Origin of the sequence: Pseudomonas sp. Marseille-Q1929 (assembly GCF_017316265.1) — a bacterium.
GTDB lineage: Bacteria > Pseudomonadota > Gammaproteobacteria > Pseudomonadales > Pseudomonadaceae > Aquipseudomonas.
Map to the genome: position 1 here is coordinate 1 of NZ_JAFLWU010000047.1, position 25777 is coordinate 25777.

Below are 25777 nucleotides of genomic sequence, written 5' to 3' on the forward strand. Positions count from 1 at the left end.
TGATTATTTTCAGAAGCTTTCGAAGAATTCTTCAACAACTTCAACCACTTGCGCTTCAGATCTCTCATCAGCGGGAGGCGAATTCTACAGCGTTACACGCTGCTGTCAACACCTCTTTTTCAACTTCCTTCGCGCTTCGATGAACTGAAGCAACCTGCTGTCGAAAACTGCATAACTCATTGTTTACCAAGGAGTTTTCCGTTTCGACTGCGCCGGAAGTGGGGCGAATTATAGACATCTGAAATCTGCCGTCAATCGTTAATTTGGTTTTTCTATCAAACAAGCCAAAAAAGCCGAGCTCCCTCTATATAGAAGGACCAAACCAAGATAATTGAGCAATATATTGCTCAACCACAAACAGTTAAGCATCATAGCGCCCAATGCTTCTCTAAAATATGACCTCGGACGAACACCCCAATGACCACCTCCCCCCGCAGCCTGGCCTCGGCATTGTTTCCTGTCGGCCTGCTGTTGATCGCCATGGCGTCTATTCAATCCGGCGCCTCACTGGCCAAAAGCATGTTTCCTATAGTCGGAGCACAGGGCACCACAACCCTGCGTCTGGTTTTCGCCAGCGTGATCATGCTGCTTCTATTACGGCCATGGCGCGCCAAGCTGACGGCAAAGTCGCTGCGTACCGTGGTCATCTACGGCATCGCGTTGGGCGGCATGAACTTTCTCTTCTATATGTCGCTGCGCACAGTCCCGCTGGGCATCGCCGTAGCGCTAGAATTCACCGGGCCGCTCGCCGTCGCCATCTACGCATCGCGACGAGCCGTCGACTTCCTGTGGATTGGCCTGGCAATCATCGGCCTGCTGCTGTTGATCCCCATGGGAGAGGCCAGCCACGGCATCGACTTGATCGGCGCCGCCTACGCACTGGGCGCTGGCGTCTGCTGGGCCCTCTATATCCTGTTCGGCCAAAAAGCCGGCAACGACAACGGCGTCCAGACCGCGGCACTCGGTGTGATGATCGCCGCCTTGTTTATTGCGCCAATCGGTATTGTCCATGCCGGCGCCGCATTACTGACCCCAGCCCTGATCCCTGTCGCCATCGGTGTCGCCATTCTGTCCACGGCCTTGCCCTACACCCTGGAGATGGTCGCATTGACTCGCCTCCCCGCCCGCACCTTCGGCACCCTCATGAGTATTGAACCCGCATTCGGCGCACTCTCTGGCCTATTATTCCTGCAAGAACACCTGTCCCTGGCACAATGGCTGGCGATCACTTGCATCATCCTGGCCTCCGTCGGTGCCACGCTGACAATGCGCAACGAATCAAAGCCACTGGTTGCGGCAGATTGAGGCATCTTTGCAGGTAGCTCTGGTATTTGCCGCTCATTTAGGCCATGTTTAAGCCGTAAACGAATGTCATTCATGGAGATTTCCGACAGGGACAGCGCGAACGCTACACTCGAGAGCGAGTAGAGCCAGCTTCAAGCATCGCGAAGCGGCTATTAAGGATAGGAATGAAGCGAATTTTGATACTGTTGATGGTCGTGGCCATTGCTGGCTGTGCCGCGACCACCAAAACAGAAGTAAAACGGGGCAAAAAAGGGCTGCATATCAACTGTTCCGGCCTGTCATCCTCCTGGGACCAGTGCTACACCAGTGCGACCAACTCCTGCGGCGCCAAAGGCTACCGGGTTATCGCGAAGTCCGGTGACAATTCCGAGGAACCAGGGGACTACCCCTTCGGCCTCAACCCTGCCGGCTACACCAGCCGTAGCATGATCGTCATCTGCAAATAATCGCCCGAGCAGTCACCCCCGACTGCTCAGATTTAATTCCTGCGACAAACCCAGCCCTTCGCGGCGCTGCGTCTAGACTCCTGCTCGACTATCGAGCCAACGGAGTTCCCATGACGCACAACAAGAAAATCGTATTGGTAGTGGGCGCCGGTGATGCCACCGGCGGCGCCATAGCCAAGCGCTTCGCCCGCGAAGGCTATGTCGCCTGTGTCACACGCCGCAGCGCCGACAAATTGCAGCCACTGGTGGACAGCATCCGAGCCGCAGGCGGCGAAGCCCATGGCTTTGCCTGCGATGCGCGTAAGGAAGATGACGTAATCGCATTGGTCGAACAGATCGAAACTGAGCTGGGCCCCATTGAAGCGTTCGTCTTCAACATCGGCGCCAACGTCCCCTGCAGCATCCTCGAAGAAACCGCACGCAAGTATTTCAAGATCTGGGAGATGGCCTGCTTCTCCGGGTTCCTCAACGCACGCGAAGTCGCCAAGCGCATGGTCAACCGCAACCGAGGCACCATCCTGTTCACCGGAGCTACCGCAGGCTTACGGGGCGGTGCAGGCTTTGCCGCCTTCGCCGGGGCCAAGCACGGCATTCGCGCGCTCGCACAAAGCATGGCGAGGGAGCTGGGCCCGAGGAATATCCACGTCGCCCATGTGGTGGTCGATGGTGCCATCGACACCGACTTCATTCGCGACAATTTCCCGCAGAAATACGCCCTCAAGGACCAGGACGGCATTCTCAACCCCGAGCACATTGCCGACAACTATTGGTACCTGCACAGCCAGCCACGCGACGCTTGGACGTTCGAACTGGATCTGCGCCCCTGGAATGAACCCTGGTAAGTCCCCATAACAATAAGCAGAGAGCATCAGCCATGCGTAAAACCCTGGAGTTCTTCTTCGACCTCGGCAGCCCCGCCAGCTATCTGGCGTATACCCAACTGCCGGCACTGTGCGCCGAAACCGCAGCCCAACTGGTGTACCAGCCAATGTTGTTGGGCGGAGTCTTCAAAGCCACCGGCAATGCGTCCCCCATCACCGTCCCTGCAAAGGGCCGCTACATGTTCGACGACCTGGCACGTTACGCCCAGCGCTATCAGGTAACCCTCAGGTTCAACCCGCACTTCCCGATCAACACCCTGATGCTGATGCGTGCGGTCACCGGTATCCAAATGCGTCAGCCTGAACGTTTCGACGATTTTGTCGATTGCCTGTTCCGCGCCCTCTGGGTAGACGGCCTTGACCTGGGCAATCCCGCCGTCATAACCAAAGTACTCACCGAGCACGGCTTTGATCCGGACGAGGTCATGGCCTTCGCCAATGATGAAAGCGTAAAAACCGCCCTCAAGGACAAGACCGAACAAGCCGTACAACGCGGCGTGTTCGGCGCACCCAGCCTGTTTGTAGGCAATCAGCTGTTCTTCGGTCAGGACCGTCTCGAATTTGTGCGCGAAGCCTTGCTCAAATAGCCGCCGTACGCACCTGCAACCATTCAAGCGCAGCGCCACTGAGCAACGGGCTCAGGCGCTCGCGAACTTCGGCGTGGTAAGCGTTGAACCACTCACGCTCATCCGCCGTCAGCAGCGACGGTTCCAGGCAGCGGGTGTCGATCGGGCACAAGGTCAGGGTTTCAAACTTGAGGAACTCACCAAACTCGGTCTTGCCCGCTTCGCGGTTCAACACCAGGTTCTCGATACGCACGCCCCAACGTCCCGGGCGATAAGTACCCGGCTCGATCGACGTGATCATGCCCGGCTGCATCGCCGTTTGCGGCGCGGCCACGGCCTGGTAGGCGATTACCTGTGGGCCCTCATGGACATTAAGGAAATAACCTACACCGTGGCCTGTACCGTGGCCGTAGTCCACACCCTCGGCCCAGATCGGTGCGCGGGCGATGGCGTCCAGCAATGGCGACAGGATGCCCTTGGGAAAATGCGCCCGCGACAAGGCGATCACGCCCTTGAGCACCCGCGTGCAATCGCGCTTCTGCTCTTCACTCGGCGTACCAACCGGCACCATCCGCGTGATGTCCGTGGTCCCGCCCAGGTACTGGCCACCCGAGTCGATCAGCAACAAGCCATCACCTTCGATCAGCGCGTGCTCTTCTTCGGTGGCATGGTAATGCGGCATCGCCCCGTTGGCGTTATACGCAGCGATGGTATTGAAACTCAGCGACACATAACCCGGGCGACGAGTACGCGCCGCCGTCAGGTGCTCATCAATAGTCAGCTCGGTGATACGTTCGCGACCCAACGCACTGTCCAGCCAGGCGAAAAACTCACACAACGCCGCGCCGTCCTGCTCCATGGCCTGGCGGATATGTTCGGCGTCCGCCAGGCTTTTGCGCGATTTGGCCAGTGTGGTCGGGTTCAACCCCTCCACCAGTTTGACACCGGTATCAAGGTTCTCCAGCAGGCCCGCCGTGACGCGCGCCGGATCGACCTGAACACTCGTGCCCGCGGGCACCGCGCGCAATGCATCAGCCACTTCGCTGTAATCACGCAGGGTGACACCGTCCTGCTCCAGCACCGCGCGCAACGCTGCATCGACTTTGCTCAGCGCCACAAACAACGTGGCTTGCTGTTGATTGATCAACGCAAAGGACACGAACACCGGGTTAAACGACACATCGGCGCCACGCAGGTTGAACAGCCACGCGATGTCATCCAGGGTAGCGATAAAGTGCCAGTCGGCGCCCTTCTCTTTCAAGCTGGCGCGCAGTGCGGCGAGCTTCTCGCCACGGCTGACAGTGGCCTGCGGCGGCAGGTGTTGATAAATCGGCTGGTTGGGCAACGTCGGGCGGCCTTGCCATACCTCGTTCAGCAGGTCGATATCGGTACGCAGGCGTGCGCCGCGTTCCGCAAGTTTGCCACCGAGCGTACGCGCTGAAGCCACGGCCATTACCGCGCCATCCACTGCCACCACACCACCTTCCGGTGTTTGCTCGGCCAGCCATTCCAGCGGCCCAGGTTGGCCCGGCTGCAGCTTCACCAACTCGATACCGCTGCCCTTGAGTTCCTTGGTAGCCTGTTCCCAATAGCGGCTATCTGCCCATACGCCGGCGAAATCCGCAGTGACAATCAGCGTACCCACCGAGCCATGAAACCCCGACAACCATTGCCGCCCCTGCCAGTAGCCCGGCAAATACTCGGACAAGTGCGGGTCGGCTGACGGCACCAGCAGGGCATGAATGCCCTCGCGGCGCATCAGTTCGCGGGTCTGCGCCAGGCGCTGGGGAACCGTTCCATGGGTCAAGGGCTGCGTACTCATTGTGTCTCCTGCTAACCACGAATAATTATTATGTGTTGCGAAAAATGGATCAGACCGCCCAGAACGCCGGTGCGCTGGCCAATGCCGCCTTGATCAACTGCGCGGCCTGGTCGATGTCCTGCTCGGTGGTAAACCGGCCCAGGCTCAAGCGAATGGTACGGCCGGCACTGCGCGCGTCATGCCCCAACGCCAGCAGCACGTGGGACGGCGCGTTGCTTGCCGAATTACACGCCGAGGTCGCCGAAAACGCGAGGCCCGCGCTCAACGCCGCTGTATTGAATTCGCCCTCGCCGAACGTGAGGCTCAGGGTATGGGGAATCCGCTGCGTCGCGCTGCCATTGAGGCGTACACCCGGCACCGCTGCCAGCTGGTCCAGCAGACGCTGGCGCAAGGCGACGATGATAGCCTTCTCTTCAACGAAAGACGCCGCCGCCAGGGCGAACGCCGTGCCCATGCCGGCAATCTGATGGGTCGCCAGGGTACCGGAGCGCAAACCGCCTTCGTGACCGCCGCCGTGGATCTGCGCCAGCACCTTCTGCTGCGCCCGCGGCCCGACGTACAACGCGCCGATGCCCTTGGGGCCGTACAGTTTGTGCGCGGAAAACGACATCAAATCCACCGGCCATTGCGCCAGGTCGATTGCCACCTTGCCCGCCCCTTGCGCGGCATCCACATGCAACAACGCGCCATGCTCACGCACCCGCGCGCCAATGCCCGGAATGTCGTTGAGGGTGCCCAACTCGTTGTTCACCAGCATCAACGACACCAGGAAGGTGTCTTCACGCAACGCTTCGCTCACCGCGTCGGCAGTGATCAGCCCATCGGCATCCGGCACCAGGTAAGTCACGGCCACGCCGGCTTCCTGCAGTTGCCGCGCGGTGTCCAGCGTGGCCTTGTGTTCGATCTGGCTGGTGATGATATGCCCGCCCGCCACGCCCCGCGCCTGGGCCACGCCCTTGATGGCGAGGTTGTTGGATTCGGTGGCACCGGACGTCCAGACGATCTGTTCAGCCTGGGCGCCCACCAACTCGGCCACCTGGCGGCGCGCCTGTTCAACCGTTTGCCGGGCCGCTTGGCCGAACGCGTGGGAACTGGACGCAGGGTTGCCGAAATTGGCGTTGAAACCCAGACACTCAACCATGACCTGGATGACCCGCTCATCCACCGGCGTGGTGGCGGCGTAGTCGAAATACAACGGACGTTTATTCATGACAGTAAAGACTCGCAGAGCAGGTTCCCGAGAGCAGCGTCTCAGGGGCATCGACCGGGACAGAGGTCGTCAGGTTTAACCGATCGAATGCCGTTAAAAAAGGACCACTTTAGGTAAATGTGCGTAGGAACGCTCCTGAAATTCAGCTTAACAGGCTGAAGTCGTGCCATGGAAAACAAAAAGCCCGAGGTTTCTTAAAGAAATCCTCGGGCTCTTCACTGCCACCACGGCACTCAACTAGGCCGACCATGCAGGGTCACGCTGCGTTCGGCGTTCATCTCGCCCCTGCGATCAAAGCCGAACGACTTCTGTGACTGACCAGTCAGCGCGGCGCGCTGCTGTTGGTATTCATCAAACGACAAACCGCGACGGCTCAACGCTTCCAGCGCCAACTGTTTGCTTTCCTCTGCCGAGTACGGGCGCAACTCAGGGGACGGATGGGTCGCACATCCAGTGAGGACGGCAGTGACAAGCAACAAGCAGACAACAAGGAATCGGTTCATGGCGGCGGCTCTGCGAAGTGGGTTTCAGTCAATGAACACAGGCTACTCCCGCGCCTTCGCAGTGAAAAATCACCTCCCGTGATAGTCGCTATCAGCCATCGAGGCACCTTCAATAGTCGCCTCTTTATATTTCCTTATGATCTATAAATATGGAAATACGTTCATTTACGGAATAAATCTAACCCTCTATAAATAGCCGCACACCAAACCGGAACTGTTCGCTACGCAACTGTTGCCCAGGCAACAGCCATTCAACAATTCATCAGGCAAGCAACACCCGCTGGTTTCAGCTGCGAGCCCACAGCCCACGCCAATCAAGGCCCACCGCCGTTGGTACAGCTCTTGCTCAACACGTTGCACCGACTTGCTACGAACCCCTGTTGAAAAAGGAACTGTTCATGACCCGTCCCCTGAATGTCGTTGCCCTCTCCGGCGGAACCTGGCGCCCGTCCCGGACCCTCGTGTTGACCCAAGCGGTGCTGGCTGAACTGGCCACCTTGCTGCCGATCCAGACCACCTTGATCGAACTGGGCGACATTGCCCGGCCATTAGGCGGCGCCCTTTCCCGCGAGGAATTACCCGCCGACGTCGAAACGCAACTGTTGGCCATCGAACAGGCCGACCTGCTGATCGTCGCGGCGCCGGTCTATCGCGGTTCCTATCCTGGGCTGCTCAAGCATCTGTTCGACCTGGTCGGCCTCAACGCGCTGATCAACACCCCGGTGCTGCTCGCGGCGACCGGCGGCAGCGAACGCCACGCCCTGGTCCTCGATCACCAGTTGCGCCCGCTGTTCAGCTTCTTCCAGGCACTGACCTTGCCGATCGGCGTGTACGCCACCGAAGCCGACTTCACCGATTACCAAATAACCAGTGAGCCCTTGAAGGGCCGTATCCGCCTTGCGGCAGAACGCGCTGCACCGTTGTTTGCAGCGCACTCCCCCTCTCTGCTGAAAATCGCATAAGGATTTGTCATGGATGTTTTCTGGTTTCTGCCGACCCACGGCGACGGTCACTACCTGGGCACCACCCAAGGTGCGCGCCCCGTCACCCTCAACTATCTGAAGCAAGTCGCGCAAGCCGCTGACAGCCTCGGTTACTACGGCGTGCTGATTCCTACCGGACGCTCGTGCGAAGATTCCTGGGTCATCGCCTCGGCGCTGGTGCCGCTCACCGAACGCCTGCGTTACCTGGTGGCGATCCGTCCCGGCATCATCTCGCCGACCGTCTCGGCACGCATGGCCGCTACCCTGGACCGCCTGTCCAACGGCCGCTTGTTGATCAACGTGGTAACCGGCGGCGACCCCGACGAAAACCGTGGCGATGGCAGTTTCCTCGATCACAGCGAACGCTACGAAGTCTCCGACGAATTCCTCAAGATCTGGCGCCGCGTATTGCAGGGCGAATCGGTAGATTTCGAAGGCAAACACCTGCGGGTGCAGAATGCCAAGGCCCTTTACCCACCGGTACAGAAGCCGTATCCGCCGCTGTACTTCGGCGGTTCCTCAGACGCCGCCCACGACCTCGCCGCCGAACAGGTGGACGTGTACCTGACCTGGGGCGAGCCGCCCGCCGCCGTCGCCGAAAAACTCGCCGATGTGCGTGAGCGCGCGGCTCGTCACGGCCGCACGGTGAAATTCGGCATTCGCCTGCATGTGATCGTGCGCGAAACCGAGGAAGACGCCTGGAAAGCCGCCGACAAACTGATCGAACACATCAGCGATGAAACCATCGCCGCCGCGCAAAAATCCTTCTCGCGTTTTGACTCCGAAGGCCAGCGGCGCATGGCTGCGCTGCATGACGGGCGCCGCGACAACCTGGAGATCGCGCCCAACCTGTGGGCCGGTGTCGGCCTGGTGCGCGGTGGCGCCGGCACCGCGCTGGTGGGCAACCCGCAGCAAGTGGCCGCGCGCATCAAGGAATACGCTGACCTTGGGATCGAGAGCTTCATTTTTTCCGGCTACCCGCACCTGGAAGAGGCCTATCGCTTTGCCGAGCTGGTGTTCCCGCTGCTGCCGGAACCGTACGCCAGCCTGGCCGGGCGCGGTATCACCAACCTCACCGGGCCGTTTGGCGAAATGATCGCCAATGATGTGTTGCCGGCCAAAGCCTGAAGTTGATGAGGTCCGCTTTATGTGGGAGCGGGCTTGCCCGCGATGCAGGCGACTCGGTCCTTCAGTGATACCGAGGTGAAGCTATCGCAGGCAAGCCAGCTCCCACAAGCCCGCTCCCACATTTGAGCTTCATTGCCAGATAAAAATGAGGAACACCGCGTGACAGCCAAACCCCACAGCGTCCTGCCCTCCCCCTTGCAGACCGCCAAACTGCTGGCCGCCGAATTCGCCCTCAGCGCCGTCGAACGCGACGAGCGCGGCGGCACGCCCAAAGCAGAACGTGATGCGTTGCGTCACAGCGGCCTGCTGGCCCTGAGCATTCCCAGCCAATACGGCGGCCTCGGCGCACGCTGGAGCGACACCCTTGGTATCGTGCGCGAATTCGCCAAGGTCGACAGTTCCATCGCCCACGTCTTCGGTTTTCACCACCTGATGCTCGCTACCGTGCGCCTGTTTTCGCGCCCGGACCAGTGGCAACCCTGGTTCGAACAGACCGCGCGCAAAAACTGGTTCTGGGGCAACGCCCTCAACCCGCTGGACACGCGCACGGTGGTCAAGGACTTCGGTGGCTGGCGCGAATTCTCCGGCAAAAAGAGCTTCTGCTCCGGCGCCAGCGACTCGGAGATGCTCATCGCCTCGGCGGTGGATGAGAGCGCTGGCGGCAAACTGCTGATCGCCGCCATCCCCAGCGGACGCAGCGGCATCACCTTGCACAATGACTGGAACAACATCGGCCAGCGGCAGACCGACAGCGGCAGCGCCAGCTTCGAGCGGGTGCGCGTCGAAGAATCCGAGCTGCTGCTCGACCCCGGCCCACTGAGCACGCCGTTTGCCTGCCTGCGCCCGCTGATCGCGCAGTTGACCTTCACCCATATGTTCCTCGGCATTGCCGAAGGCGCCTTTGAAGAAGCGCGCAACTACACCCTCACCGAAACCCGCGCCTGGCATAAATCCTCTGCCATCGACGTGCGCAACGACCCGTACGTGCTGCATCACTACGGCGAGTTCTGGGTGGCGCTGGAAGGCGTGCGCCTGTTGGTGGCGCGCGCCGCCGAGTTGCTCGACCAGGCGTGGGCCAAGGGCCCCAACCTCAGCGAACACGAGCGCGGCCAACTGGCGATTGCCATCGCCACCGCCAAAGTCGCCGCGACCCGCCAGGGCCTGGAATTGTGCAGCCGCCTGTTCGAAGTCACCGGCGCGCGCTCCACCCACGCCTCGCTGCGCCTGGACCGCCACTGGCGCAACCTGCGCACCCAGAGCCTGCACGATCCGCTGGACTACAAGCTCCACGAACTGGGGGACTGGGCGTTGAACCACTCCCTGCCTATTCCGACGTTCTACTCCTGAGAAGAGGTGCCCATGCAGCTATTAACCCTACCGCCCTCGCCCGCCCTTGCGACCTCGATCCGCGCCACCGCCCAGGTCTTCGAAGACCCCAAATCCCAGGCGCTGCTCGACCACATCCAGCAAGTGGCGCCCAGCGAAGCCAGCGTGTTGATCATCGGCGAGACCGGCACCGGTAAAGAGTTGGTGGCGCGGCACATCCACAACCTCAGCGCGCGGCGCAACCGGCCATTCGTGGCGGTGAACTGCGGGGCGTTCTCCGAATCCCTGGTGGAAGCCGAACTGTTCGGCCACGAAAAAGGCGCTTTCACCGGTGCCCTCAGCGCCAAGGCCGGCTGGTTCGAAGAGGCGGACGGCGGCACCTTGTTCCTCGATGAGATTGGCGACTTGCCGATGGCGATCCAGGTCAAACTGCTGCGTGTCTTACAGGAGCGCGAAGTCGTACGCCTGGGTTCACGTAAGAGCATTCCGATTGATGTGCGCGTACTGGCCGCAACCAACGTGCAATTGGAGAAGGCGATCAATGCCGGGCATTTCCGCGAAGACCTGTATTACCGTCTCGACGTGGTCAGCCTGGAGCTCAGCCCGCTGCGCGAGCGCCCCGGCGATATCCTGCCGCTGACCCGGCACTTCATCGAAGCCTACAGCCAGCGCCTCGGCTACGGCCCGATCACCATCAGCCGCGAGGCCGAACACAAGCTGAAAAGCTACAGCTGGCCGGGCAATATCCGCGAGCTGGAAAACGTGATTCACCACACCCTGCTGATCTGCCGTAACGGCGTGATCGAACGGGACGATCTGCGTCTGTCCAACATGCGCATCGAGCGCCAGGACGACAGCGGGCACGGCACCGACAACAGCGCCGCAGCGTTACTGGAACGCGCCTTCCAGAAACTCTTCGAAGAACAGGCCGGCGCCCTGCATGAAAAAGTCGAAGACGCGCTACTGCGTGCCGCCTACCGCTTCAGCCATTACAACCAGGTACACACCGCCAACCTGCTGGGCCTGAGCCGCAACGTCACCCGGACGCGGCTGATCAAGATCGGCGAGTTGGCCGTGAACAAACGCCGCCCCGGCGAAAACCTGCAAGGCGAGCGCATGTTGCATTTATCCATCTAGACGGCAGTGCAAGGCATTGTCATGGCTGCGCTCGAAACTGCGCAGCACCTGGAACGAACCGAAGGTCACGGCCGTGGCCTGGTGGGCGCGGATCAGCGTCCAGAAATCTTCCTCGCCATGCTCAAAGCATTTAAACGCCGCCTCGCCGTCCTCACGGGTGCGCCATTGCAGGTAGTTGAGCACTCGCCGCCCATCGTCGCTGACCTGCACACTCGCATTGATAAAGCCGCCATGGCCTTGCGCCAGGCGCTCGCTTTGCGTGCTCAGCGCCGCCACCAGGGCGACTTGCTGCCGGGGTTCGATCTGAAATTCGATCAATTGAGTGAAGCTGCGATTCTTCTCTGATACCTGCATGAACACTCCCCTTTCTCTGTAGGCAGAATCTTGCGATTCGATGCCACGCAGGGTAAAACCTCTAGTTAAGTCAAGGTCAAGCACTGTCAGGGGTTTTTGCATGATCAACAAGGAACTCACCGTCGGCCAACTGGCGGCGCGCAGCGGTGTTGCGGTGACGGCGCTGCATTTCTACGAGAACAAGGGGCTGATCAACAGCAATCGCAACGCGGGCAATCAGCGGCGCTATCCGCGAGATGTGTTGCGGCGCGTGGTGGTGATCAAGATCGCCCAGCGCCTGGGAATTCCCCTGGCGACGATTGGAGAGGCGCTGCAAACACTGCCGGACGGGCGCACGCCGACGGCCAAGGATTGGGAACGCCTGTCGGCGCTGTGGCGCGAGGACCTGGATGAGCGCATCAACAAGTTGTTGCTGCTGCGTGACAAGCTCAATGGCTGTATTGGCTGTGGCTGTCTGTCGTTGGAGGCGTGCCCGTTGCGCAATCAGGATGATCAGCTCGGTGAGCGCGGGCCGGGAGCGCAACTGCTGGAACCCACCACACCCCCCTGAAGTGGCTGTCTTGGAGGGGTGACCTATAGTGAAAAAGCCGTCCCTCCAAAACCACCACCTAAGGAGAATGAAATGAGCGTCAAATCTATCCCCGAGGGCTTTCATAGCATTACGCCATATCTCGGCGTTGAAAAAGCCGCCGAAGCTATCGAGTTCTACAAGAAGGCCTTCGGCGCCACGCAAGTCATGCGCCTGGACATGCCCGACGGCAGCGTCGGCCACGCTGAGCTGCGCATCGGCGACTCGCCGATCATGCTCGGCTCGCCCTGCGATGAAAGTGCCTTCGGCAGCCCGCGCGACGGCAAAACCAGTGTCGGCATCCACCTCTACGTGCCAGACGTCGACAAGCAGTACAAACAAGCCATCGACGCAGGTGGCACCGTGATCTCGGAACCCAAGGATCAGTTCTACGGCGACCGCTCCGGCACGCTGAAAGACCCGTTTGGCCATGTGTGGTTCCTGGCCACCCACAAAGAGGACCTGACCGAAGCGCAGATTCGCCAGCGTGCCATGGAGATGTTTCAACAAGGCTGAGGACTAGCACAAAACCAATGTGGGAGCGGGCTTGTGTGGGAGCTGGCTTGCCTGCGATGCAGGCGACTCGGTCTACCTGACAAACCAGCTCCTACACACTTCATGAACGCCCCCTCCACGCTTTACCCCTTGCCTCCTACACCGGGTAATTCCACGATGCAGACCATTCTCACAAGGGGTCATTCCATGTTCGCCGGCTTCCAGAAAGACCGCTGCCACGTCAACGGCGTCGACATCAGCTACCGCAAAGGCGGCACAGGCCCCGGCCTACTGCTGCTGCACGGACACCCGCAAACCCATGTGATCTGGCACAAAGTTGCCGAGCAGCTGGCCCGACACTTCACCGTGGTCGCCGCCGACCTGCGCGGTTATGGCGACAGCAGCAAGCCGCCTGCCGATGACCAACACGCCAACTACTCGAAACGGGAAATGGCCCGGGACAGCGTCGAACTGATGCGCGCCCTAGGCTTTGACACCTTTTCGGTATTGGCCCACGACCGTGGCGCCCGCGTCGCCCATCGCCTGGCCCTCGACCACCCGGGCACCGTGCAACGCCTGGTGCTGCTGGACATCGCACCCACCCTGGCGATGTACGCGCAAACCAACGAAGCCTTTGCCCGCGCCTACTGGCACTGGTTCTTCCTGATCCGCCCGGCGCCGTTGCCGGAAGCCTTGATCGAGAGCAACCCCGAGCTGTACTTGCGCAGCGTGATGGGCAGTCGCAGCGCCGGGCTCAAGCCATTCACCGAGGAGGCCTTCGCCGAATACCTGCGCTGCATCAAGCTGCCAGGCGCCGCCAACGGCATCTGCGAAGACTATCGCGCATCGGCGGGCATTGACCTTGAACACGACCAGGCGGATATCGACGCAGGCAATCACCTCAACCTGCCGTTGCTGGTGCTGTGGGGCGCCGAAGGCACCGTCGGGCGCTGCTTCGAGCCGCTCAAGGAGTGGCAGCAAGTCGCCACCGACGTGCGCGGCAAAGCCCTGCCCGCCGGCCACTACATTGCGGAGGAAGCCCCCGAGTTGTTACTGGACGAAGTCCTGGCCTTCCTGCGCTGAGTGCTATTCTGGCGGCTCATGCCGCCACGTCTGCTTGTGATGATCAATAAGAAAGATACCGTGCCCCTGCCCGAAGACCTGAGGGTGTTCCTCACTGTGATCCGCAAGGCCGGCTTCGCGGCCGCCGCCGATGAGCTGGGGCTGTCGCCGGCGTATGTGAGCAAGCGCATCCAGATCCTCGAAACCACCCTGGCCACCCGCCTGCTGCACCGCACCAGCCGGCGCATTGCCGTGACCGAAGACGGCGAACGGGTACAGCGCTGGGCGGTACGCATCCTCGAAGACTTCCAGCAACTGTCCGATGAACTGTCCGACGCCCACGACAGCCCGCGCGGGCGCCTGCACCTGTGCAGCAGTTTCGGCTTTGGCCGCAACCATGTGGCCCCCGCCGTGTCCTTGCTGGCGCAACAGTACCCGGAGCTGGAAATCCGCCTGGACCTGTTCGACCGCGTGGTGGATATCGTCAACGAAGGTTTCGACCTGGAGATCCGCGTCGGCGACGACATTCCCGGCCAGCATATCGGCCGGCGTCTGGTAAGCAATCGACGGGTGCTGTGTGCCGCACCCGCTTATTTAGAGCATCGAGGCACGCCTCAGCAGTTGAGTGATTTGGAGCAGCATGACTGCCTGGTGATCAAGGAACGCGACAACGCGTTTGGCATCTGGAACCTGGCGTGCGGCGACGTACCGGCCAGCGTGCGTGTGCGTGGGCCGTTGTCGTCGAACAATGGCGAGATCGTGTTGCAGTGGGCCCTGGATGGACGCGGCGTATTGCTGCGCTCGCTGTGGGATGTGCAGCCGTTGCTGGAGCAAGGCAGGCTGGTGCAGGTGCTGCACGACTATTCCCAGAGTGCCAACGTGTGGGCGGTGTACCCGACGCGGCTGGCGCACTCCGGGAAGTTGCGGGCGTGTGTGGAGTTTTTGCAGGAGCACTTCAAGCAGCTCTCAATCTAACCCGGCCCCCGACTTGGAATGAGTACTAATGTGGGAGCTGGCTTGCCTGCGATAGCGGTCTGTCAGCTTGCTCATCTGTCACTGATACACCGCTATCGCAGGCAAGCCAGCTCCCACAATTTGTACTGCGGTGTGTCAGTTGAGCCAAGGGTTGGTTTTCAAGTGCTGGTGCTCGAAGGCCTTGATCTGCTCACTGCGCTGCAAGGTGCTGCCAATCGCATCCAACCCCAACAACAAAGCAGTCTTGCGCAAAGTATCAATCTGGAACGGGATCACTTGCCCATCCGCCAACTGAATCTCTTGTGCTTCCAAGTCCACACTGATCTGCGCCTGATTCGCCCGACTGACCGTTTGCCCAAGCCCCTGCAAAACCCCCTCCTCCAACGTAATCAACAACACCCCATTACGCTGGCAGTTGTCATAAAAAATCCCGGCAAAACTGCTGCCGATCAGCGCCCGAATCCCCATCTGCTGCAAACCCCACACCGCATGCTCGCGGCTGGAGCCACAGCCGAAGTTCGGCCCCACCACCATAAAGCTCGCCCCCTGCCAGCCCGGTTGGTTCAGCACGAATTCAGGGTTCTCCTCGCCAGAGGCCAAAAAGCGCAGATCGAAGAACAACCCACGATCCAGCCCACTTCGGTCGATGCCCTTGAGAAACTGCTTGGGCATGATGACGTCGGTGTCGATATTCGCCGCCAGCATCGGCGCGGCCTTGCCGGTAACGTGGGTAAAGGGTTGCAGGCTCATGAACGCTCTCCAAAGTGGCGGATGTCGGTAAGGCGGCCAGTGATGGCGGCAGCGGCGACCATCGACGGGCTCATCAGGTGGGTACGTGCGCCCGCGCCCTGGCGGCCTTCGAAGTTGCGGTTGGTGCTGGAGGCGCAGCGGTCGCCGGGGGCCAGCACGTCGTCGTTCATCGCCAGGCACATCGAGCAGCCCGACTGGCGCCATTCAAAGCCGGCACTGATAAAGATCGCCGCCAGCCCTTCGGCCTCGGCCTGGTCGCGCACTTCGGTGGAGCCGGGCACGATCATCGCCCGCACATGCGCGGCCACGTGTTTGCCGCGCACCACGCGGGCGGCGTCGCGCAGATCTTCGATGCGCGCGTTGGTGCAGGAGCCGATAAACGCATGGCTGATCACGATGTCACTCAGCGCCATGCCGGGCTCCAGGCCCATGTAGTTGAGGGCGCGGCGCATGTCTTGGCGCAGGATCAGGTCGCTGACCGCCTGCGGGTCCGGCACGCGGGCGCCGATGGGCGCGGCCTGGTCGGGGCTGGTGCCCCAGGTGACCATGGGTTGCAGGGTGGTGGCGTCGAGGTGCACTTCGCGGTCGAACACCGCATCGGCATCCGAATGCAGTTGGCGCCAGCCCACCAGCGCCTGCTCCCACACTTCGCCCTGCGGCGCACGCGGCTTGCCCTTGAGGTAGGCGAAGACCTTTTCATCCGGCGCCATGAACGCGCCCCGCGCGCCGGCCTCCACCGCCATGTTGCAGATGGTCATGCGCGCCTCGACGCTCAGCGCATCAACGGTCGAGCCACGGAATTCGATGGCGTAACCCGTGGCACCGGACGCGCCGATCTGGCCGATCAGCGCCATGATCACATCCTTGGACGTCAGGCCCGGCGCCAGCGCGCCATCCACGGTCACGCGCATCGCCTTCAACCGCTTATAGACCAGGGTCTGCGAGGCCAGCAGGTGCTCGATTTCCGACGTGCCGATGCCAAAACCGAAGGCACCGAGGGCGCCATAGGTGGTGGTGTGGCTGTCACCGGCGGCGATCACCATGCCCGGCAGGATAAAGCCCTGCTCCGGGGCAATCACATGTTCGATGCCTTGGCGCTTGTCGAGGATGTCCAGCAGTTCAATGCCAAAGTCCCGGCAATTCTCCGCCAGGTACGACACCTGCCGTGCACCGCCCGCGTCGGGCATCGCCGCAATGCGTGTAGGCGTCGTAGGGTTTACATGGTCAACCACCGCCAGCGCCGTGGCAGGGCGCCACACCTTGCGTCCGGCTTCACGCAGGCCACTGAACGCCTGGGGGCTGGTGTATTCGTTGATCACCTGGCGGTCTATATAAAGCAGCACATGGCCCTGGTCATCCAGGGCGCACACCGTGTGGGCGTCGATATGTTTGTCGTAGAGGGTTCTGGCGGTCATTTTTCTTCGGGCTCACGCAACGGTATGCGCCCATCCTACGTAGCCCGGCGCCCCTATCAACGGCACCCGGGTGAAGGCTGGGAACATGTTTCGTGTTCGATCGGGCGCCACAGAAACATTTACTTTCATTTCCGGGTTAGGGATTTCCGATTCTCATCCGTCTTAACTTAGATACAGCCCGTCGCGTCAGCAAAAGCTACGACCGGCCTTTTCCGGGCCTCCACCGCCCCCCTCCGCTCAAGACCCGCATCCCCATGTCGAAGAAGTCACGTTCAAAACTCTGGTTTCTCGTACATAGCTGGCTGGCATTGCCCATCTGGTTTTTTGTACTGATCGTCTGCGTCACCGGCACCTTGGCGGTGGTCAGCCAGGAGATCGTCTGGCTGGCCAACCCGGACATCCGCGCAAGCAAGCCGTCGGATGATGCCGAACCGCTGAGCTATGACCAGGTGATCGCCGCCATCAATCGCGATGAGCCGGCGGTGTTCGTGCAGTCGATCAGCCGCCCTGACGAGTCCCATTTCGCCCTCAGCGTCGACCTCAGCTACCCCGACGGGCGCTCGGTCGAGGTGTACGTCAACCCGTACACCGGGGCCATCCAGGGCATCAGCCCGTCGTTCAACTTCCAGGCCTTTACCCGCGCCCTGCACGGCTGGTGGCTGGTGCCGTTCACCAATGGCTACAGCTGGGGCTGGTACCTGGTGTCGGCGCTGGGCATTCCGCTGCTGGCGTCGCTGGTGACGGGGCTTGTGGTGTACAAGAAATTCTGGAAAGGCTTCCTGCGCCCCACCCTGCGTGTGCGCCACGGCGCGCGGATCTTCTGGGGCGACTTCCACCGCCTGAGCGGTATCTGGTCGATCTGGTTCATCCTGGTGATCTCCGTTACCGGCATCTGGTTCCTGATCCGCGCGATCCTGGGGGACAACCAGATTTCCATCTCCACGGAGCCGGTAATCCCGGTGATTGCCCGGGAGAAGGTGCCGATGTCGCAACCCGGCGTGCCGGCACCGATGATTCCGGTAGACGAGGCCATCAAGATCGCCACCCAGCGCATCCCGGGGCTGGAGGCGAGCTTCGTCAGCCTGCCGCTGAATGCCTACAGCCACCTGCAGATTGGTGGTCGGGGCTGGTACCCGCTGATGTTCCAGACCGCGCAGATCAACCCGTATGACGGCGAAGTCGCTGCGGCGCACCTGCTCTCCGACCGCTCGAAGCTGGAGTTCGTCACAGAGTCCATGCGCCCGCTGCACACCGGCGACTTCGGCGGCCTGTGGATCAAGCTGATCTGGGCCTTCTTCGGCCTGATCATGAGCATGATGGTACTGAGCGGCCTGCTGATCTGGACCAAACGCACCGCCCTGGCCACCCTCAATGCCCTCAAGCGCGAAGCCAAGGCGCAACGCGCGCCGGCAGCCATCCCGGCCATGCAGGCTGAAACCTCGGAGGCCAACTCATGAGCAAGGTCGTCGCCGCTGCACCGCCTTCGCCACTGCGGGCCTTTTGGCTGAAATGGCGTTTTCATATCAATGTCCTGCTGTTGCTGATCCCTCTGGGGTTCATGCCCAAGTACTTTGCCGACGCCGCGCTGTTTCGCGGTGACAGCGGCATCGGCGAGCGCGTGGCCGGTGACGTGCAGGTCGGCCCCTGGAGCCTGACCCTCGCCGAGTTTCGCAATGAAGGCCCGAGCCCCGATCCGGCCGGGCCGATGAAATTCTTCAACGCCGCCCTGTGCGACACCTGTGCCGAGCAGGTCAAGGCCACCTACCTGCGCATCGGCAAGCCCCGCAGCCTGCGCGCCGCCGGGGTGATCTTCTTTGGCACGCCGTACCGCATGGGCGCCGCCCTGCCGATACCGGAACGCACCCCGGCCGACGCCGAAGTGTGGGTCACCATGGAAGGCTGGGACGGCAGCATGCACCAGGGTTCCATCCCGCTGAGCCAGGCCTCGCCTGCCACTATTGCCTGGCTGAACAAGCAAGGAGTTAAACCATGACTTTGATGCGCACCTGCGCGGCCCTGTTGATCGGTGCCGGTTTCAGCACCCTGGCCCTGGCCCACAACCCGATGTGCGAATGCAAGGAAATCCCCGGCGAGCAGATCCAGTGCACCGGCGGTTTTTCCGACGGCAGCGGCGCCCCCGGCGTGACCCTGGACGTGATCGGCTACGACGAAACCATCCTGGTACCCGGCAAGCTCGGCCAGGACTCGACCCTGACCTTCAAGAAGCCGTCCGCCGAGTTCTATGTGCTGTTTGATGCGGGCCCCGGCCACGTGGTGGAAATCGACCAAGCGGACATCCAGCCGCAATGACTACCACACAGGTTGTACGCCCCGCCGGTGCCGGCCACGAAACCCTCTACGTCCTGCTGCTGTGCCTGATCATCCTGGCCGTGGCCGGCTCCGTCATCGCGCTGCATGGCGAAACCCAGGAAGTCGCCGCCGTGCCCAGCCACCAGTTGGACGCACGCCGCGACCTGAGCGCCGCCGAGCAAGGGATCTATGCGGACCTGCGGGTGACCCTGGATGAAATCCAGCTGTTGCAGCAGGAGCAAAGCAGCCTGCCGACCCCGGCGCAACTGGCCGAAGAAGGCTTCGCGCCCTTCGCCCAAGACGCCAGTTCGGTCAGCCGTGGCGACCATCGCTGGCAGGTGCTGGAGCCTTCGTCCTACCTGGGCCTGAGCCAGGTTCCGAGCACCGCCGGCTCGCTGCTGATGCGCGTGCACGGTGCCGAGCCGGACGTGTGGCTCAACCGCAGCGCCAACCTTGCCGCCCCCGCCGACCTCACTGACCAGGCGCTGATCGCAGCCGGCTGGCAACAAGTGGTCACGCAATTCGATGCCGGCGTGACGCGCCAGCACCGTCACTGAACGAGAAGACCGATTGCCCATGTCTATTTCATCTCCCCTGTTGCGTCTGTTGCTGGTCGGCCTGTGCAGCCTGATGCTCGCCCCGTTGGCCAATGCCGAGGCGGCTAAACGTTTGCGTATCGGCATCACCCTGCACCCGTACTACAGCTATGTGAGCAATATCGTCGGCGACAAGGCCGAGGTGGTGCCGTTGATTCCCGCCGGTTTCAACCCCCACGCCTACGAGCCCCGTGCCGATGACATCAAGCGCATCGGCAGCCTCGACGTGATCGTGCTCAATGGCGTCGGCCACGACGATTTCGCCGACCGCATGATCGCCACCAGCGAACGCCCGGACATCCCGGTGATCGAAGCCAACGCCAACGTGCCGCTGCTCGCCGCCACCGGCAACGCAGCGCGCGGTGCGGGCAAGGTGGTCAACCCGCACACCTTCCTGTCGATCAGCGCGTCGATTGCCCAGGTCAACAACATCGCCCGCGAACTGGGCAAGCTCGACCCGGACAACGCCAAGACCTACACCCAGAACGCCCGCGCCTACGGCAAACGCCTGCGTCAGATGCGCGCCGACGCCCTGGCCAAGCTGACCAGCGCACCCAACCCGGACCTGCGCGTCGCCACCGTCCACGCGGCCTACGACTACCTGCTGCGCGAATTCGGCCTGGAAGTCACCGCCGTGGTCGAACCAGCCCACGGCATCGAGCCAAGCCCGAGCCAGTTGAAAAAGACCATCGATGAACTGCGCGCCCTGGACGTGAAGGTGATCTTCTCGGAGATGGATTTCCCGTCCACCTACGTCGAGACCATCCAGCGTGAATCCGGGGTCAAGCTGTACCCGCTGTCGCATATTTCCTACGGCGAATACACGCCCGAGAAGTACGAAGTGGAAATGACCGGCAACCTCAACACCGTGGTGCGGGCGATCCAGGAGTCGGGGGCATGACGGCGGCTGAACAATTGAAAGTGGCCAGCGTCGGCCCGACGCTTGAGTTCGACAAGGTCTCACTGACCCTGGGCCGCACGGTGATCCTGGATGACGTGAGTTTCCAGGTGCAACCGGGCAGCATCCACGCGCTGGTCGGCCCCAATGGCGGCGGCAAAAGCTCGCTGATCAAGACGCTGCTGGGGCAAACGCCGCACCAGGGGCAGTTGCGCCTGCACTGGCCGAACAGCGTAGGCACAGTGGGTTATGTGCCCCAGGCCTTGGAATTCGACCGCGGCCTGCCGATGACCGTGGATGATTTCATGGCTGCCATGTGCCAGCGCCGCCCGGCGTTTCTTGGCCTGTCCAAGCATTACGCCGGCGCGATTGGCGATGCACTGGAACGCGTCGGCATGCAGGACAAGCGCAAGCGCCGCATGGGCGCGCTGTCCGGTGGTGAACGCCAGCGTGTGCTGCTGGCGCAGGGTTTGATCCCGGCGCCGCAATTGCTGGTGCTGGACGAACCGATGTCAGCCCTCGACGAAGCCGGTATCCAGGTGTTTGAACGCCTGCTCAATGACTGGCGCCTGGCCGGCATCACCGTGCTGTGGATCGAACACGACCTGGAAGCCGTGGGCCGCCTGGCCGAGCGCGTCACCGGCCTCAACCGCCGCGTGCTGTTCGACGCCACGCCCAAAGAGGCGCTCACCCCGGACCGCCTGCTGACCCTGTTCTCCACCCACCCTCGGAGCTCGGCGCAATGAGTTATGAAGCCTTTCGCTTGATGGTCCAGGGCTGGGCCTCTTCCGGGTACCTGCCGGAAGCGCTGGCCTATGGTTTTGTCGTCAATGCCTTGCTCGCCGGCTTGCTGATCGGCCCGGTGCTGGGCGGCCTGGGCACGCTGGTGGTGGTCAAGCGCTTTGCGTTTTTCTCCGAAGCGGTCGGCCATGCCGCGCTGACCGGCGTGGCCGTGGGCATCCTGCTCGGCGAACCCTACACCGGGCCGTACGGCGCGCTGTTCGGCTACTGCCTGCTGTTCGGCATCCTGCTCAATTACCTGCGCAATCGCACCGGCCTGGCGCCGGACACCTTGATCGGCGTGTTCCTCTCGGTGTCCCTGGCATTGGGCGCGAGCCTGCTGCTGATCCTCGCGGGCAAGATCAACGTACACATCCTCGAAAACGTGCTGTTTGGCTCGGTGTTGACGGTCAACGGCAACGATCTGCTGGTGCTGGCGATTGTCGGTTCATTGGTGATGGCCCTGGCGTTGCCGCTGTACAACCGCATCATGCTCGCCAGCTTCAACCCGCAACTGGCGGCCGTGCGTGGCGTGGCGGTGAAGACCCTGGATTATCTGTTCGTGATCCTGGTGACACTGATCACCGTCGCGGCAGTCAAGGTGATCGGCGCCATCCTCGTCGGCGCACTGCTGGTGATTCCGGCCGCAGCGGCGCGTTTGTTGAGCCAGTCGCTGAAGGGGTTCTTCTGGATTTCGGTCGCGATCGCCACCGTCAGCACCCTGTGCGGCATCCTGCTGCCGATCATCTTCGACCTGCCGATCCCGTCCGGTGCCGCGATCATCCTGATGGCCGGTATCGCCTTCGCCCTCGCCGCCATCGCGCGCGGCATCGTGCCCAGCCTCAAAGGGAATCTTGGATAATGCGCCCTGTCTTTCGCCCACTGGCCTTGGCCATCGCTTGCTTGATCAGCACCTCGGCGTTGGCTGCCGATGGTTTTGCGGCAAATGATTTCAAAACCAATCATGGCCTCGGTCACGCCGCGCTGAGCAAGGCCAAGTCGATCAAGCCGGTCAAAGTGCTGGCTTCGCTGCCGATCACCTACGGCTTGGCCGAAGTGTTGCTCAAAGGCACCGACGTGCAACTCGAACGCGCCGCACCGGCGAACCTGCCCGGCTCGCGGCAGGTGTCCTACTTCACCGGCCGTGGCGCCCCGGCGCTGAGCAAACTGGCCGAAGACGCCGACGCGGCCATCGGCCTGCGCTCGCTGTGGGCGGACGACCCGCTGTACCCGGTGGCGCGGCGCAGCAACATCCGTATCGTCGAAGTGGACGCCGCCCGCCCGGTGGACGGCGGCCTGCCGGGCATCGCCGTGCAGCCCGGCGTGGCCGATGGCTTGAACAGCCAACCGTGGCAATCGAGCAACAACCTGGGGCGCATGGCCGATGTGCTGGCCGCCGACCTCAGCCGCCTGGCGCCAAGCGCCAAACCGCAGATCGACGCCAACCTCGCCGCCCTCAAGCAACGCTTGCTCAAGCTCACCGCCGAGAGTGAAGCGCGGCTGGCCAAGGCCGACAACCTCAGCGTGGTCAGCCTGAGCGATCACTTTGCGTACCTGGTCAGCAGCTTGAACCTGGAAGTCGTCAGCACCGATGCGCGGCCGGACGCCGAGTGGACGCCCGAAGCCTTGCAAACACTCAGTGCCGAGCTGAAAGACAACGATGTGGCGGTGGTGCTGCATCACCGGCAGCCAAGCGAAGCGGTGAAAGCGGCGGTGACAGCCGGTGGTTCGCAGCTGTTGGTGTTGAATGTGGATGGCGCAGACCCAGTGGCAGAGCTGGAAACCAATGTGGATCAGGTGCTCAAGACGCTGAGCCCATGACATCCACGCCCACGTGGATCGCATCATGCCGCCAGAACTCCAGGTCGCAGTCGATCAACCGCTGGTGCTGGTCATAATTGACCCGGGCGATGCGCAAGCCCGGGCTGCCCACCGACACGCGCAACGTCGCGGCCGCTTCCACCGGCAGTGACGTCGGCACGATTTCAAAGCGCACCCGCCCGTAGTGCAAGTCGTACTTGCGGGCATACAGCTCGGTCATCGACTGGTTCAGGTCGCAGTCCAGAATCCCCGGAAAATACTGCGGGTTCAGGTAGTGCTCCACATACAGCACCAGGCGCCCATCGATCCGCCGGCCCCGGCAGATCTGGATCACGCTGGACAACGCCGGCAACTGCAACCACGCACACACCGCCGCCGACGCAGGCTGCAAGCGCGCCGAGATCACTTCGGTGGACGCCAACCGCCCCTGGTCGCTGACCATGGCGTGAAAGTGGCTACGCTGCATCAGGTTGTAGGCCAGCCGTGGCGGCGAGACAAACCAGCCACGGCGTTCTTCGCGATAGATCTGGCCCTGGGCCTCCAGCTGTAACAAGGCTTCCCGCACCGTGATCCGGGTGGTACCAAACAACTCGCTGAGCTTGCGCTCGGCCGGAAGTTTGCTGGCGGGCGGCAACAGGCCGTGGTCGATCTGCTCTTGCAGCGCCAGGCCGATGGATGTCACCGCCTTGATTGCCTCATCACGCATCAACGTTACCTATCTGGACTAGACCAGCACCGTTCGGGTGCATAAACCGCGTTGTCTTTGGGCTGTTGCGGTTGCCTGCCAGCCTAGGCATTGCAGATGACCGACAGATGACAGTCCGTGTCTGCCCCGCGCAGAACACCCTGCAATACATCGGCCAAGTCCAATCAATGCGGGCACTTGGGCATGGTCTACGCTCACTCTGAGCTGAGCGACATCAGCGATTTAAAAACGACATCGACATGAAACTGTCATCCACCGGGCCTAGATTGGCTCAGGTATTGCTGACCTAGACCAACATCACGCCAAACGTAGATAAAAACGCCGCGTTGAAAACGCCCAAAGGAGCTTCGGATGAAACAGCTTTTCCTGGCATCACTGTTAGGCTCGACCATTGCCATGTGCACCGCCGCCATGGCCGCTGATACCGATCTAAAAACCTTGGAAGCCGCCGCGAAAGCGGAAGGCGCCGTCAACAGCGTCGGCATGCCCGATGACTGGGCCAACTGGAAAGGCACCTGGGAAGACCTGGCCAAGACCTACGGCCTCAAGCACATCGACACCGACATGAGCTCGGCCCAGGAAATCGCCAAGTTCAAGGCTGAAAAAGACAACGCCAGCGCCGACATCGGCGACGTCGGCGCGGCCTTCGGCCCGATTGCGGTGAAGCAGGACGTGACCCAGCCGTACAAACCGTCCACCTGGGCCCAAGTGCCCGATTGGGCGAAAGACAAAGACGGTCACTGGGCCCTGGCCTACACCGGCACCATCGCCTTCATCATCAACAAGAAGCTGCTGCACGGTTCCGAAGTGCCCACCAGCTGGGCTGACCTGCAAAAAGGAAAGTACAAGGTCTCCATCGGTGACGTCAGTACTGCGGCCCAGGCGGCCAACGGCGTACTAGCAGCGGCCATCGCCAACAAAGGTGACGAAAAGAACATCGCCCCAGGCCTGCAGTTCTTCACCAAGATTGCCCAGCAAGGTCGCCTCGGCCTGTCCAACCCGACCATCGCCACTATGGAAAAAGGCGAAATCGAAGTGGGCATTGTCTGGGACTTCAACGGCCTCAGCTACAAGGCCAAGATGGCCAACCCGGATGACTACGTGGTGCTGATCCCATCGGATGGCTCGGTGAAATCCGGCTACACCACCATCATCAACAAACACGCCAAGCACCCGAACGCCGCCAAGCTGACCCGCGAATACATCTTCAGTGATGCCGGCCAGCTCAACCTGGCGAAGGGCAATGCGCGCCCGATCCGCGCGGAAACCGACCTGAAGCTGCCGGCTGATATCGCCAAGAACCTGATCCCGGGCGAGCAGTACACCAAGGCCAACCCGCAGCCGATCAAGGATGCCGATGCCTGGGAAGCGACTGCCAAGAAGCTGCCTCAGCTGTGGAATGAGCAGGTCATCGTAGAGATGAAGTAACAGACCTGAAATGCAGTCAGTGTGGGAGCTGGCTTGCCTGCGATAGCGGTGTATCAGTCGACATAAATGCCGAATGTCAGACCACTATCGCAGGCAAGCCAGCTCCCACAATTTGACCCGGTTGTTTCAGAGAGATTGAGTCAAGCCTACTGTTGCGGAGCGCCTCCCCCCATGAAGCACAATGTCATCCTTGTCGTGCTCGACGGCCTGAACTTCGAGGTTGCCCGGCACGCCATGGGGCACTTGCAGGCCTATGTCGGCGCAGGACGCGCAGCCCTCTACAAGCTGGAATGTGAACTGCCCGCCCTGTCC

Annotated in this window: 28 protein-coding genes and 1 pseudogene; 22 read left to right on the top strand and 7 right to left on the bottom strand. The window is 61.8% G+C overall.

Annotated elements, in window-relative coordinates; all coding sequences use genetic code 11:
- Positions 1-417: 417 nt before the first annotated feature.
- The 4 genes from rhtA to J1G37_RS27910 all read left to right on the top strand — a co-directional run bounded on the left by rhtA (position 418) and on the right by J1G37_RS27910 (position 3219).
- Entirely contained in the window at positions 418-1305 is an 888-nt protein-coding gene (rhtA, locus tag J1G37_RS27895) for a threonine/homoserine exporter RhtA (RefSeq protein WP_017734844.1), read from the top strand.
- 164 nt (positions 1306-1469) lie between these two features.
- Positions 1470-1751, top strand: a complete 282-nt coding sequence (locus J1G37_RS27900; protein ID WP_027607138.1) for a hypothetical protein — start codon at positions 1470-1472, stop codon at positions 1749-1751.
- 110 nt (positions 1752-1861) lie between these two features.
- Positions 1862-2593 (top strand): SDR family oxidoreductase, encoded by a 732-nt coding sequence (locus J1G37_RS27905; RefSeq protein WP_207046904.1) that lies wholly within the window; start codon positions 1862-1864, stop codon positions 2591-2593.
- 32 nt (positions 2594-2625) lie between these two features.
- On the top strand, positions 2626-3219 hold the full coding sequence (locus J1G37_RS27910; RefSeq protein WP_207046906.1) for a 2-hydroxychromene-2-carboxylate isomerase: 594 nt from the start codon (positions 2626-2628) through the stop codon (positions 3217-3219).
- Here J1G37_RS27910 and J1G37_RS27915 read toward each other — a convergent pair.
- The 3 genes from J1G37_RS27915 to J1G37_RS27925 form a co-directional block, all read right to left on the bottom strand.
- Positions 3212-5020: an aminopeptidase P family protein gene (locus J1G37_RS27915; protein ID WP_207046908.1), complete on the bottom strand. Its 1809-nt coding sequence runs from the start codon at positions 5018-5020 to the stop codon at positions 3212-3214. The two genes, J1G37_RS27910 and J1G37_RS27915, sit on opposite strands and share 8 nt — an antisense overlap.
- A 49-nt stretch (positions 5021-5069) precedes the next feature.
- Positions 5070-6230: an aminotransferase class V-fold PLP-dependent enzyme gene (locus J1G37_RS27920; protein ID WP_207046910.1), complete on the bottom strand. Its 1161-nt coding sequence runs from the start codon at positions 6228-6230 to the stop codon at positions 5070-5072.
- Between the two features lie 233 nt (positions 6231-6463).
- Positions 6464-6733 (bottom strand): hypothetical protein, encoded by a 270-nt coding sequence (locus J1G37_RS27925; RefSeq protein ID WP_207046912.1) that lies wholly within the window; start codon positions 6731-6733, stop codon positions 6464-6466.
- Between the two features lie 398 nt (positions 6734-7131).
- Here J1G37_RS27925 and msuE point away from each other — a divergent pair, with 398 nt between their 5' ends.
- From msuE to J1G37_RS27945, 4 genes are all read left to right on the top strand, one after another.
- Complete coding sequence (gene msuE, locus J1G37_RS27930; RefSeq protein ID WP_207046915.1) at positions 7132-7695, top strand: FMN reductase; 564 nt, start codon at positions 7132-7134, stop codon at positions 7693-7695.
- Between the two features lie 9 nt (positions 7696-7704).
- Positions 7705-8844: an FMNH2-dependent alkanesulfonate monooxygenase gene (gene ssuD / locus J1G37_RS27935; RefSeq protein WP_207046916.1), complete on the top strand. Its 1140-nt coding sequence runs from the start codon at positions 7705-7707 to the stop codon at positions 8842-8844.
- Between the two features lie 159 nt (positions 8845-9003).
- Entirely contained in the window at positions 9004-10191 is a 1188-nt protein-coding gene (locus J1G37_RS27940) for an acyl-CoA dehydrogenase family protein (RefSeq protein WP_207046919.1), read from the top strand.
- Positions 10192-10203: 12 nt separating this feature from the next.
- On the top strand, positions 10204-11307 hold the full coding sequence (locus tag J1G37_RS27945; protein ID WP_124525238.1) for a sigma-54 dependent transcriptional regulator: 1104 nt from the start codon (positions 10204-10206) through the stop codon (positions 11305-11307).
- Here J1G37_RS27945 and J1G37_RS27950 read toward each other — a convergent pair.
- A complete protein-coding gene (locus tag J1G37_RS27950) occupies positions 11296-11661 on the bottom strand; it encodes an antibiotic biosynthesis monooxygenase (RefSeq protein ID WP_207046921.1) in 366 nt (121 codons plus the stop codon). The two genes, J1G37_RS27945 and J1G37_RS27950, sit on opposite strands and share 12 nt — an antisense overlap.
- A 100-nt stretch (positions 11662-11761) precedes the next feature.
- Between J1G37_RS27950 and soxR the strand changes: the two genes are divergently transcribed.
- The 4 genes from soxR to J1G37_RS27970 all read left to right on the top strand — a co-directional run bounded on the left by soxR (position 11762) and on the right by J1G37_RS27970 (position 14761).
- Positions 11762-12211: a redox-sensitive transcriptional activator SoxR gene (gene soxR, locus J1G37_RS27955; RefSeq protein ID WP_207046923.1), complete on the top strand. Its 450-nt coding sequence runs from the start codon at positions 11762-11764 to the stop codon at positions 12209-12211.
- A 72-nt stretch (positions 12212-12283) separates the two neighbouring features.
- The gene (locus J1G37_RS27960) at positions 12284-12745 is read left to right on the top strand and encodes a VOC family protein (RefSeq protein ID WP_207046925.1); all 462 of its coding nucleotides are present in this window, start codon (positions 12284-12286) and stop codon (positions 12743-12745) included.
- Between the two features lie 186 nt (positions 12746-12931).
- Entirely contained in the window at positions 12932-13807 is an 876-nt protein-coding gene (locus tag J1G37_RS27965; protein ID WP_207046927.1) for an alpha/beta hydrolase, read from the top strand.
- A 39-nt stretch (positions 13808-13846) separates the two neighbouring features.
- Positions 13847-14761, top strand: a complete 915-nt coding sequence (locus J1G37_RS27970; protein WP_207046929.1) for a LysR substrate-binding domain-containing protein — start codon at positions 13847-13849, stop codon at positions 14759-14761.
- A gap of 135 nt (positions 14762-14896) precedes the next feature.
- Here J1G37_RS27970 and leuD read toward each other — a convergent pair whose 3' ends face one another.
- On the bottom strand, positions 14897-15511 hold the full coding sequence (gene leuD, locus J1G37_RS27975; protein WP_207046931.1) for a 3-isopropylmalate dehydratase small subunit: 615 nt from the start codon (positions 15509-15511) through the stop codon (positions 14897-14899).
- Positions 15508-16926, bottom strand: coding sequence for a 3-isopropylmalate dehydratase large subunit (gene leuC, locus J1G37_RS27980; RefSeq protein ID WP_207046933.1), 1419 nt, complete (start codon positions 16924-16926; stop codon positions 15508-15510). Before leuC ends, leuD begins: the two co-directional genes overlap by 4 nt.
- Positions 16927-17180: 254 nt before the next feature.
- On the opposite strand from leuC, the gene J1G37_RS27985 reads away from it, so the two are divergent.
- From J1G37_RS27985 to J1G37_RS28020, 8 genes are read left to right on the top strand one after another with little or no spacing between them, the layout of a single operon-like run.
- Entirely contained in the window at positions 17181-18383 is a 1203-nt protein-coding gene (locus tag J1G37_RS27985; RefSeq protein ID WP_207046935.1) for a PepSY domain-containing protein, read from the top strand.
- On the top strand, positions 18380-18919 hold the full coding sequence (locus J1G37_RS27990; protein ID WP_207046938.1) for a thiamine pyrophosphate-binding protein: 540 nt from the start codon (positions 18380-18382) through the stop codon (positions 18917-18919). The genes J1G37_RS27985 and J1G37_RS27990 overlap by 4 nt, the downstream gene beginning before the upstream one ends.
- Complete coding sequence (locus J1G37_RS27995) at positions 18916-19236, top strand: hypothetical protein (RefSeq protein WP_017734825.1); 321 nt, start codon at positions 18916-18918, stop codon at positions 19234-19236. Before J1G37_RS27990 ends, J1G37_RS27995 begins: the two co-directional genes overlap by 4 nt.
- Complete coding sequence (locus tag J1G37_RS28000; RefSeq protein ID WP_207046940.1) at positions 19233-19793, top strand: DUF6162 family protein; 561 nt, start codon at positions 19233-19235, stop codon at positions 19791-19793. Before J1G37_RS27995 ends, J1G37_RS28000 begins: the two co-directional genes overlap by 4 nt.
- A gap of 19 nt (positions 19794-19812) precedes the next feature.
- Positions 19813-20733, top strand: a complete 921-nt coding sequence (locus tag J1G37_RS28005; RefSeq protein WP_124525250.1) for a metal ABC transporter substrate-binding protein — start codon at positions 19813-19815, stop codon at positions 20731-20733.
- Positions 20730-21476 carry a metal ABC transporter ATP-binding protein gene (locus J1G37_RS28010; RefSeq protein ID WP_207046942.1) on the top strand — a complete coding sequence of 249 codons (747 nt, stop codon included), beginning with the start codon at positions 20730-20732 and terminating at the stop codon, positions 21474-21476. Before J1G37_RS28005 ends, J1G37_RS28010 begins: the two co-directional genes overlap by 4 nt.
- Positions 21473-22372, top strand: a complete 900-nt coding sequence (locus tag J1G37_RS28015; RefSeq protein WP_207046944.1) for a metal ABC transporter permease — start codon at positions 21473-21475, stop codon at positions 22370-22372. Before J1G37_RS28010 ends, J1G37_RS28015 begins: the two co-directional genes overlap by 4 nt.
- Complete coding sequence (locus J1G37_RS28020) at positions 22372-23331, top strand: zinc ABC transporter substrate-binding protein (protein ID WP_207046946.1); 960 nt, start codon at positions 22372-22374, stop codon at positions 23329-23331. Before J1G37_RS28015 ends, J1G37_RS28020 begins: the two co-directional genes overlap by 1 nt.
- Here the strand turns inward: J1G37_RS28020 and J1G37_RS28025 are convergent.
- Complete coding sequence (locus tag J1G37_RS28025; RefSeq protein ID WP_207046948.1) at positions 23312-24037, bottom strand: UTRA domain-containing protein; 726 nt, start codon at positions 24035-24037, stop codon at positions 23312-23314. The genes J1G37_RS28020 and J1G37_RS28025 overlap by 20 nt on opposite strands.
- A gap of 351 nt (positions 24038-24388) precedes the next feature.
- On the opposite strand from J1G37_RS28025, the gene J1G37_RS28030 reads away from it, so the two are divergent.
- Both J1G37_RS28030 and J1G37_RS28035 read left to right on the top strand, forming a co-directional pair.
- A complete protein-coding gene (locus J1G37_RS28030) occupies positions 24389-25465 on the top strand; it encodes an ABC transporter substrate-binding protein (RefSeq protein ID WP_207046950.1) in 1077 nt (358 codons plus the stop codon).
- Positions 25466-25636: 171 nt separating this feature from the next.
- Positions 25637-25777, top strand: a pseudogene (locus J1G37_RS28035) (alkaline phosphatase family protein); the annotation flags it as partial.

Bases quoted from the DNA above. Each gene is read 5' to 3' on its own strand.
- rhtA (WP_017734844.1), top strand. From the start codon at position 418: ATGACCACCTCCCCCCGCAGCCTGGCCTCGGCATTGTTTCCTGTCGGC.
- J1G37_RS27900 (WP_027607138.1), top strand. From the start codon at position 1,470: ATGAAGCGAATTTTGATACTGTTGATGGTCGTGGCCATTGCTGGCTGT.
- J1G37_RS27905 (WP_207046904.1), top strand. From the start codon at position 1,862: ATGACGCACAACAAGAAAATCGTATTGGTAGTGGGCGCCGGTGATGCC.
- J1G37_RS27910 (WP_207046906.1), top strand. From the start codon at position 2,626: ATGCGTAAAACCCTGGAGTTCTTCTTCGACCTCGGCAGCCCCGCCAGC.
- J1G37_RS27915 (WP_207046908.1), bottom strand. From the start codon at position 5,020: ATGAGTACGCAGCCCTTGACCCATGGAACGGTTCCCCAGCGCCTGGCG.
- J1G37_RS27920 (WP_207046910.1), bottom strand. From the start codon at position 6,230: ATGAATAAACGTCCGTTGTATTTCGACTACGCCGCCACCACGCCGGTG.
- J1G37_RS27925 (WP_207046912.1), bottom strand. From the start codon at position 6,733: ATGAACCGATTCCTTGTTGTCTGCTTGTTGCTTGTCACTGCCGTCCTC.
- msuE (WP_207046915.1), top strand. From the start codon at position 7,132: ATGACCCGTCCCCTGAATGTCGTTGCCCTCTCCGGCGGAACCTGGCGC.
- ssuD (WP_207046916.1), top strand. From the start codon at position 7,705: ATGGATGTTTTCTGGTTTCTGCCGACCCACGGCGACGGTCACTACCTG.
- J1G37_RS27945 (WP_124525238.1), top strand. From the start codon at position 10,204: ATGCAGCTATTAACCCTACCGCCCTCGCCCGCCCTTGCGACCTCGATC.
- J1G37_RS27950 (WP_207046921.1), bottom strand. From the start codon at position 11,661: ATGCAGGTATCAGAGAAGAATCGCAGCTTCACTCAATTGATCGAATTT.
- soxR (WP_207046923.1), top strand. From the start codon at position 11,762: ATGATCAACAAGGAACTCACCGTCGGCCAACTGGCGGCGCGCAGCGGT.
- J1G37_RS27960 (WP_207046925.1), top strand. From the start codon at position 12,284: ATGAGCGTCAAATCTATCCCCGAGGGCTTTCATAGCATTACGCCATAT.
- J1G37_RS27965 (WP_207046927.1), top strand. From the start codon at position 12,932: ATGTTCGCCGGCTTCCAGAAAGACCGCTGCCACGTCAACGGCGTCGAC.
- J1G37_RS27970 (WP_207046929.1), top strand. From the start codon at position 13,847: ATGATCAATAAGAAAGATACCGTGCCCCTGCCCGAAGACCTGAGGGTG.
- leuD (WP_207046931.1), bottom strand. From the start codon at position 15,511: ATGAGCCTGCAACCCTTTACCCACGTTACCGGCAAGGCCGCGCCGATG.
- leuC (WP_207046933.1), bottom strand. From the start codon at position 16,926: ATGACCGCCAGAACCCTCTACGACAAACATATCGACGCCCACACGGTG.
- J1G37_RS27985 (WP_207046935.1), top strand. From the start codon at position 17,181: ATGTCGAAGAAGTCACGTTCAAAACTCTGGTTTCTCGTACATAGCTGG.
- J1G37_RS27990 (WP_207046938.1), top strand. From the start codon at position 18,380: ATGAGCAAGGTCGTCGCCGCTGCACCGCCTTCGCCACTGCGGGCCTTT.
- J1G37_RS27995 (WP_017734825.1), top strand. From the start codon at position 18,916: ATGACTTTGATGCGCACCTGCGCGGCCCTGTTGATCGGTGCCGGTTTC.
- J1G37_RS28000 (WP_207046940.1), top strand. From the start codon at position 19,233: ATGACTACCACACAGGTTGTACGCCCCGCCGGTGCCGGCCACGAAACC.
- J1G37_RS28005 (WP_124525250.1), top strand. From the start codon at position 19,813: ATGTCTATTTCATCTCCCCTGTTGCGTCTGTTGCTGGTCGGCCTGTGC.
- J1G37_RS28010 (WP_207046942.1), top strand. From the start codon at position 20,730: ATGACGGCGGCTGAACAATTGAAAGTGGCCAGCGTCGGCCCGACGCTT.
- J1G37_RS28015 (WP_207046944.1), top strand. From the start codon at position 21,473: ATGAGTTATGAAGCCTTTCGCTTGATGGTCCAGGGCTGGGCCTCTTCC.
- J1G37_RS28020 (WP_207046946.1), top strand. From the start codon at position 22,372: ATGCGCCCTGTCTTTCGCCCACTGGCCTTGGCCATCGCTTGCTTGATC.
- J1G37_RS28025 (WP_207046948.1), bottom strand. From the start codon at position 24,037: ATGCGTGATGAGGCAATCAAGGCGGTGACATCCATCGGCCTGGCGCTG.
- J1G37_RS28030 (WP_207046950.1), top strand. From the start codon at position 24,389: ATGAAACAGCTTTTCCTGGCATCACTGTTAGGCTCGACCATTGCCATG.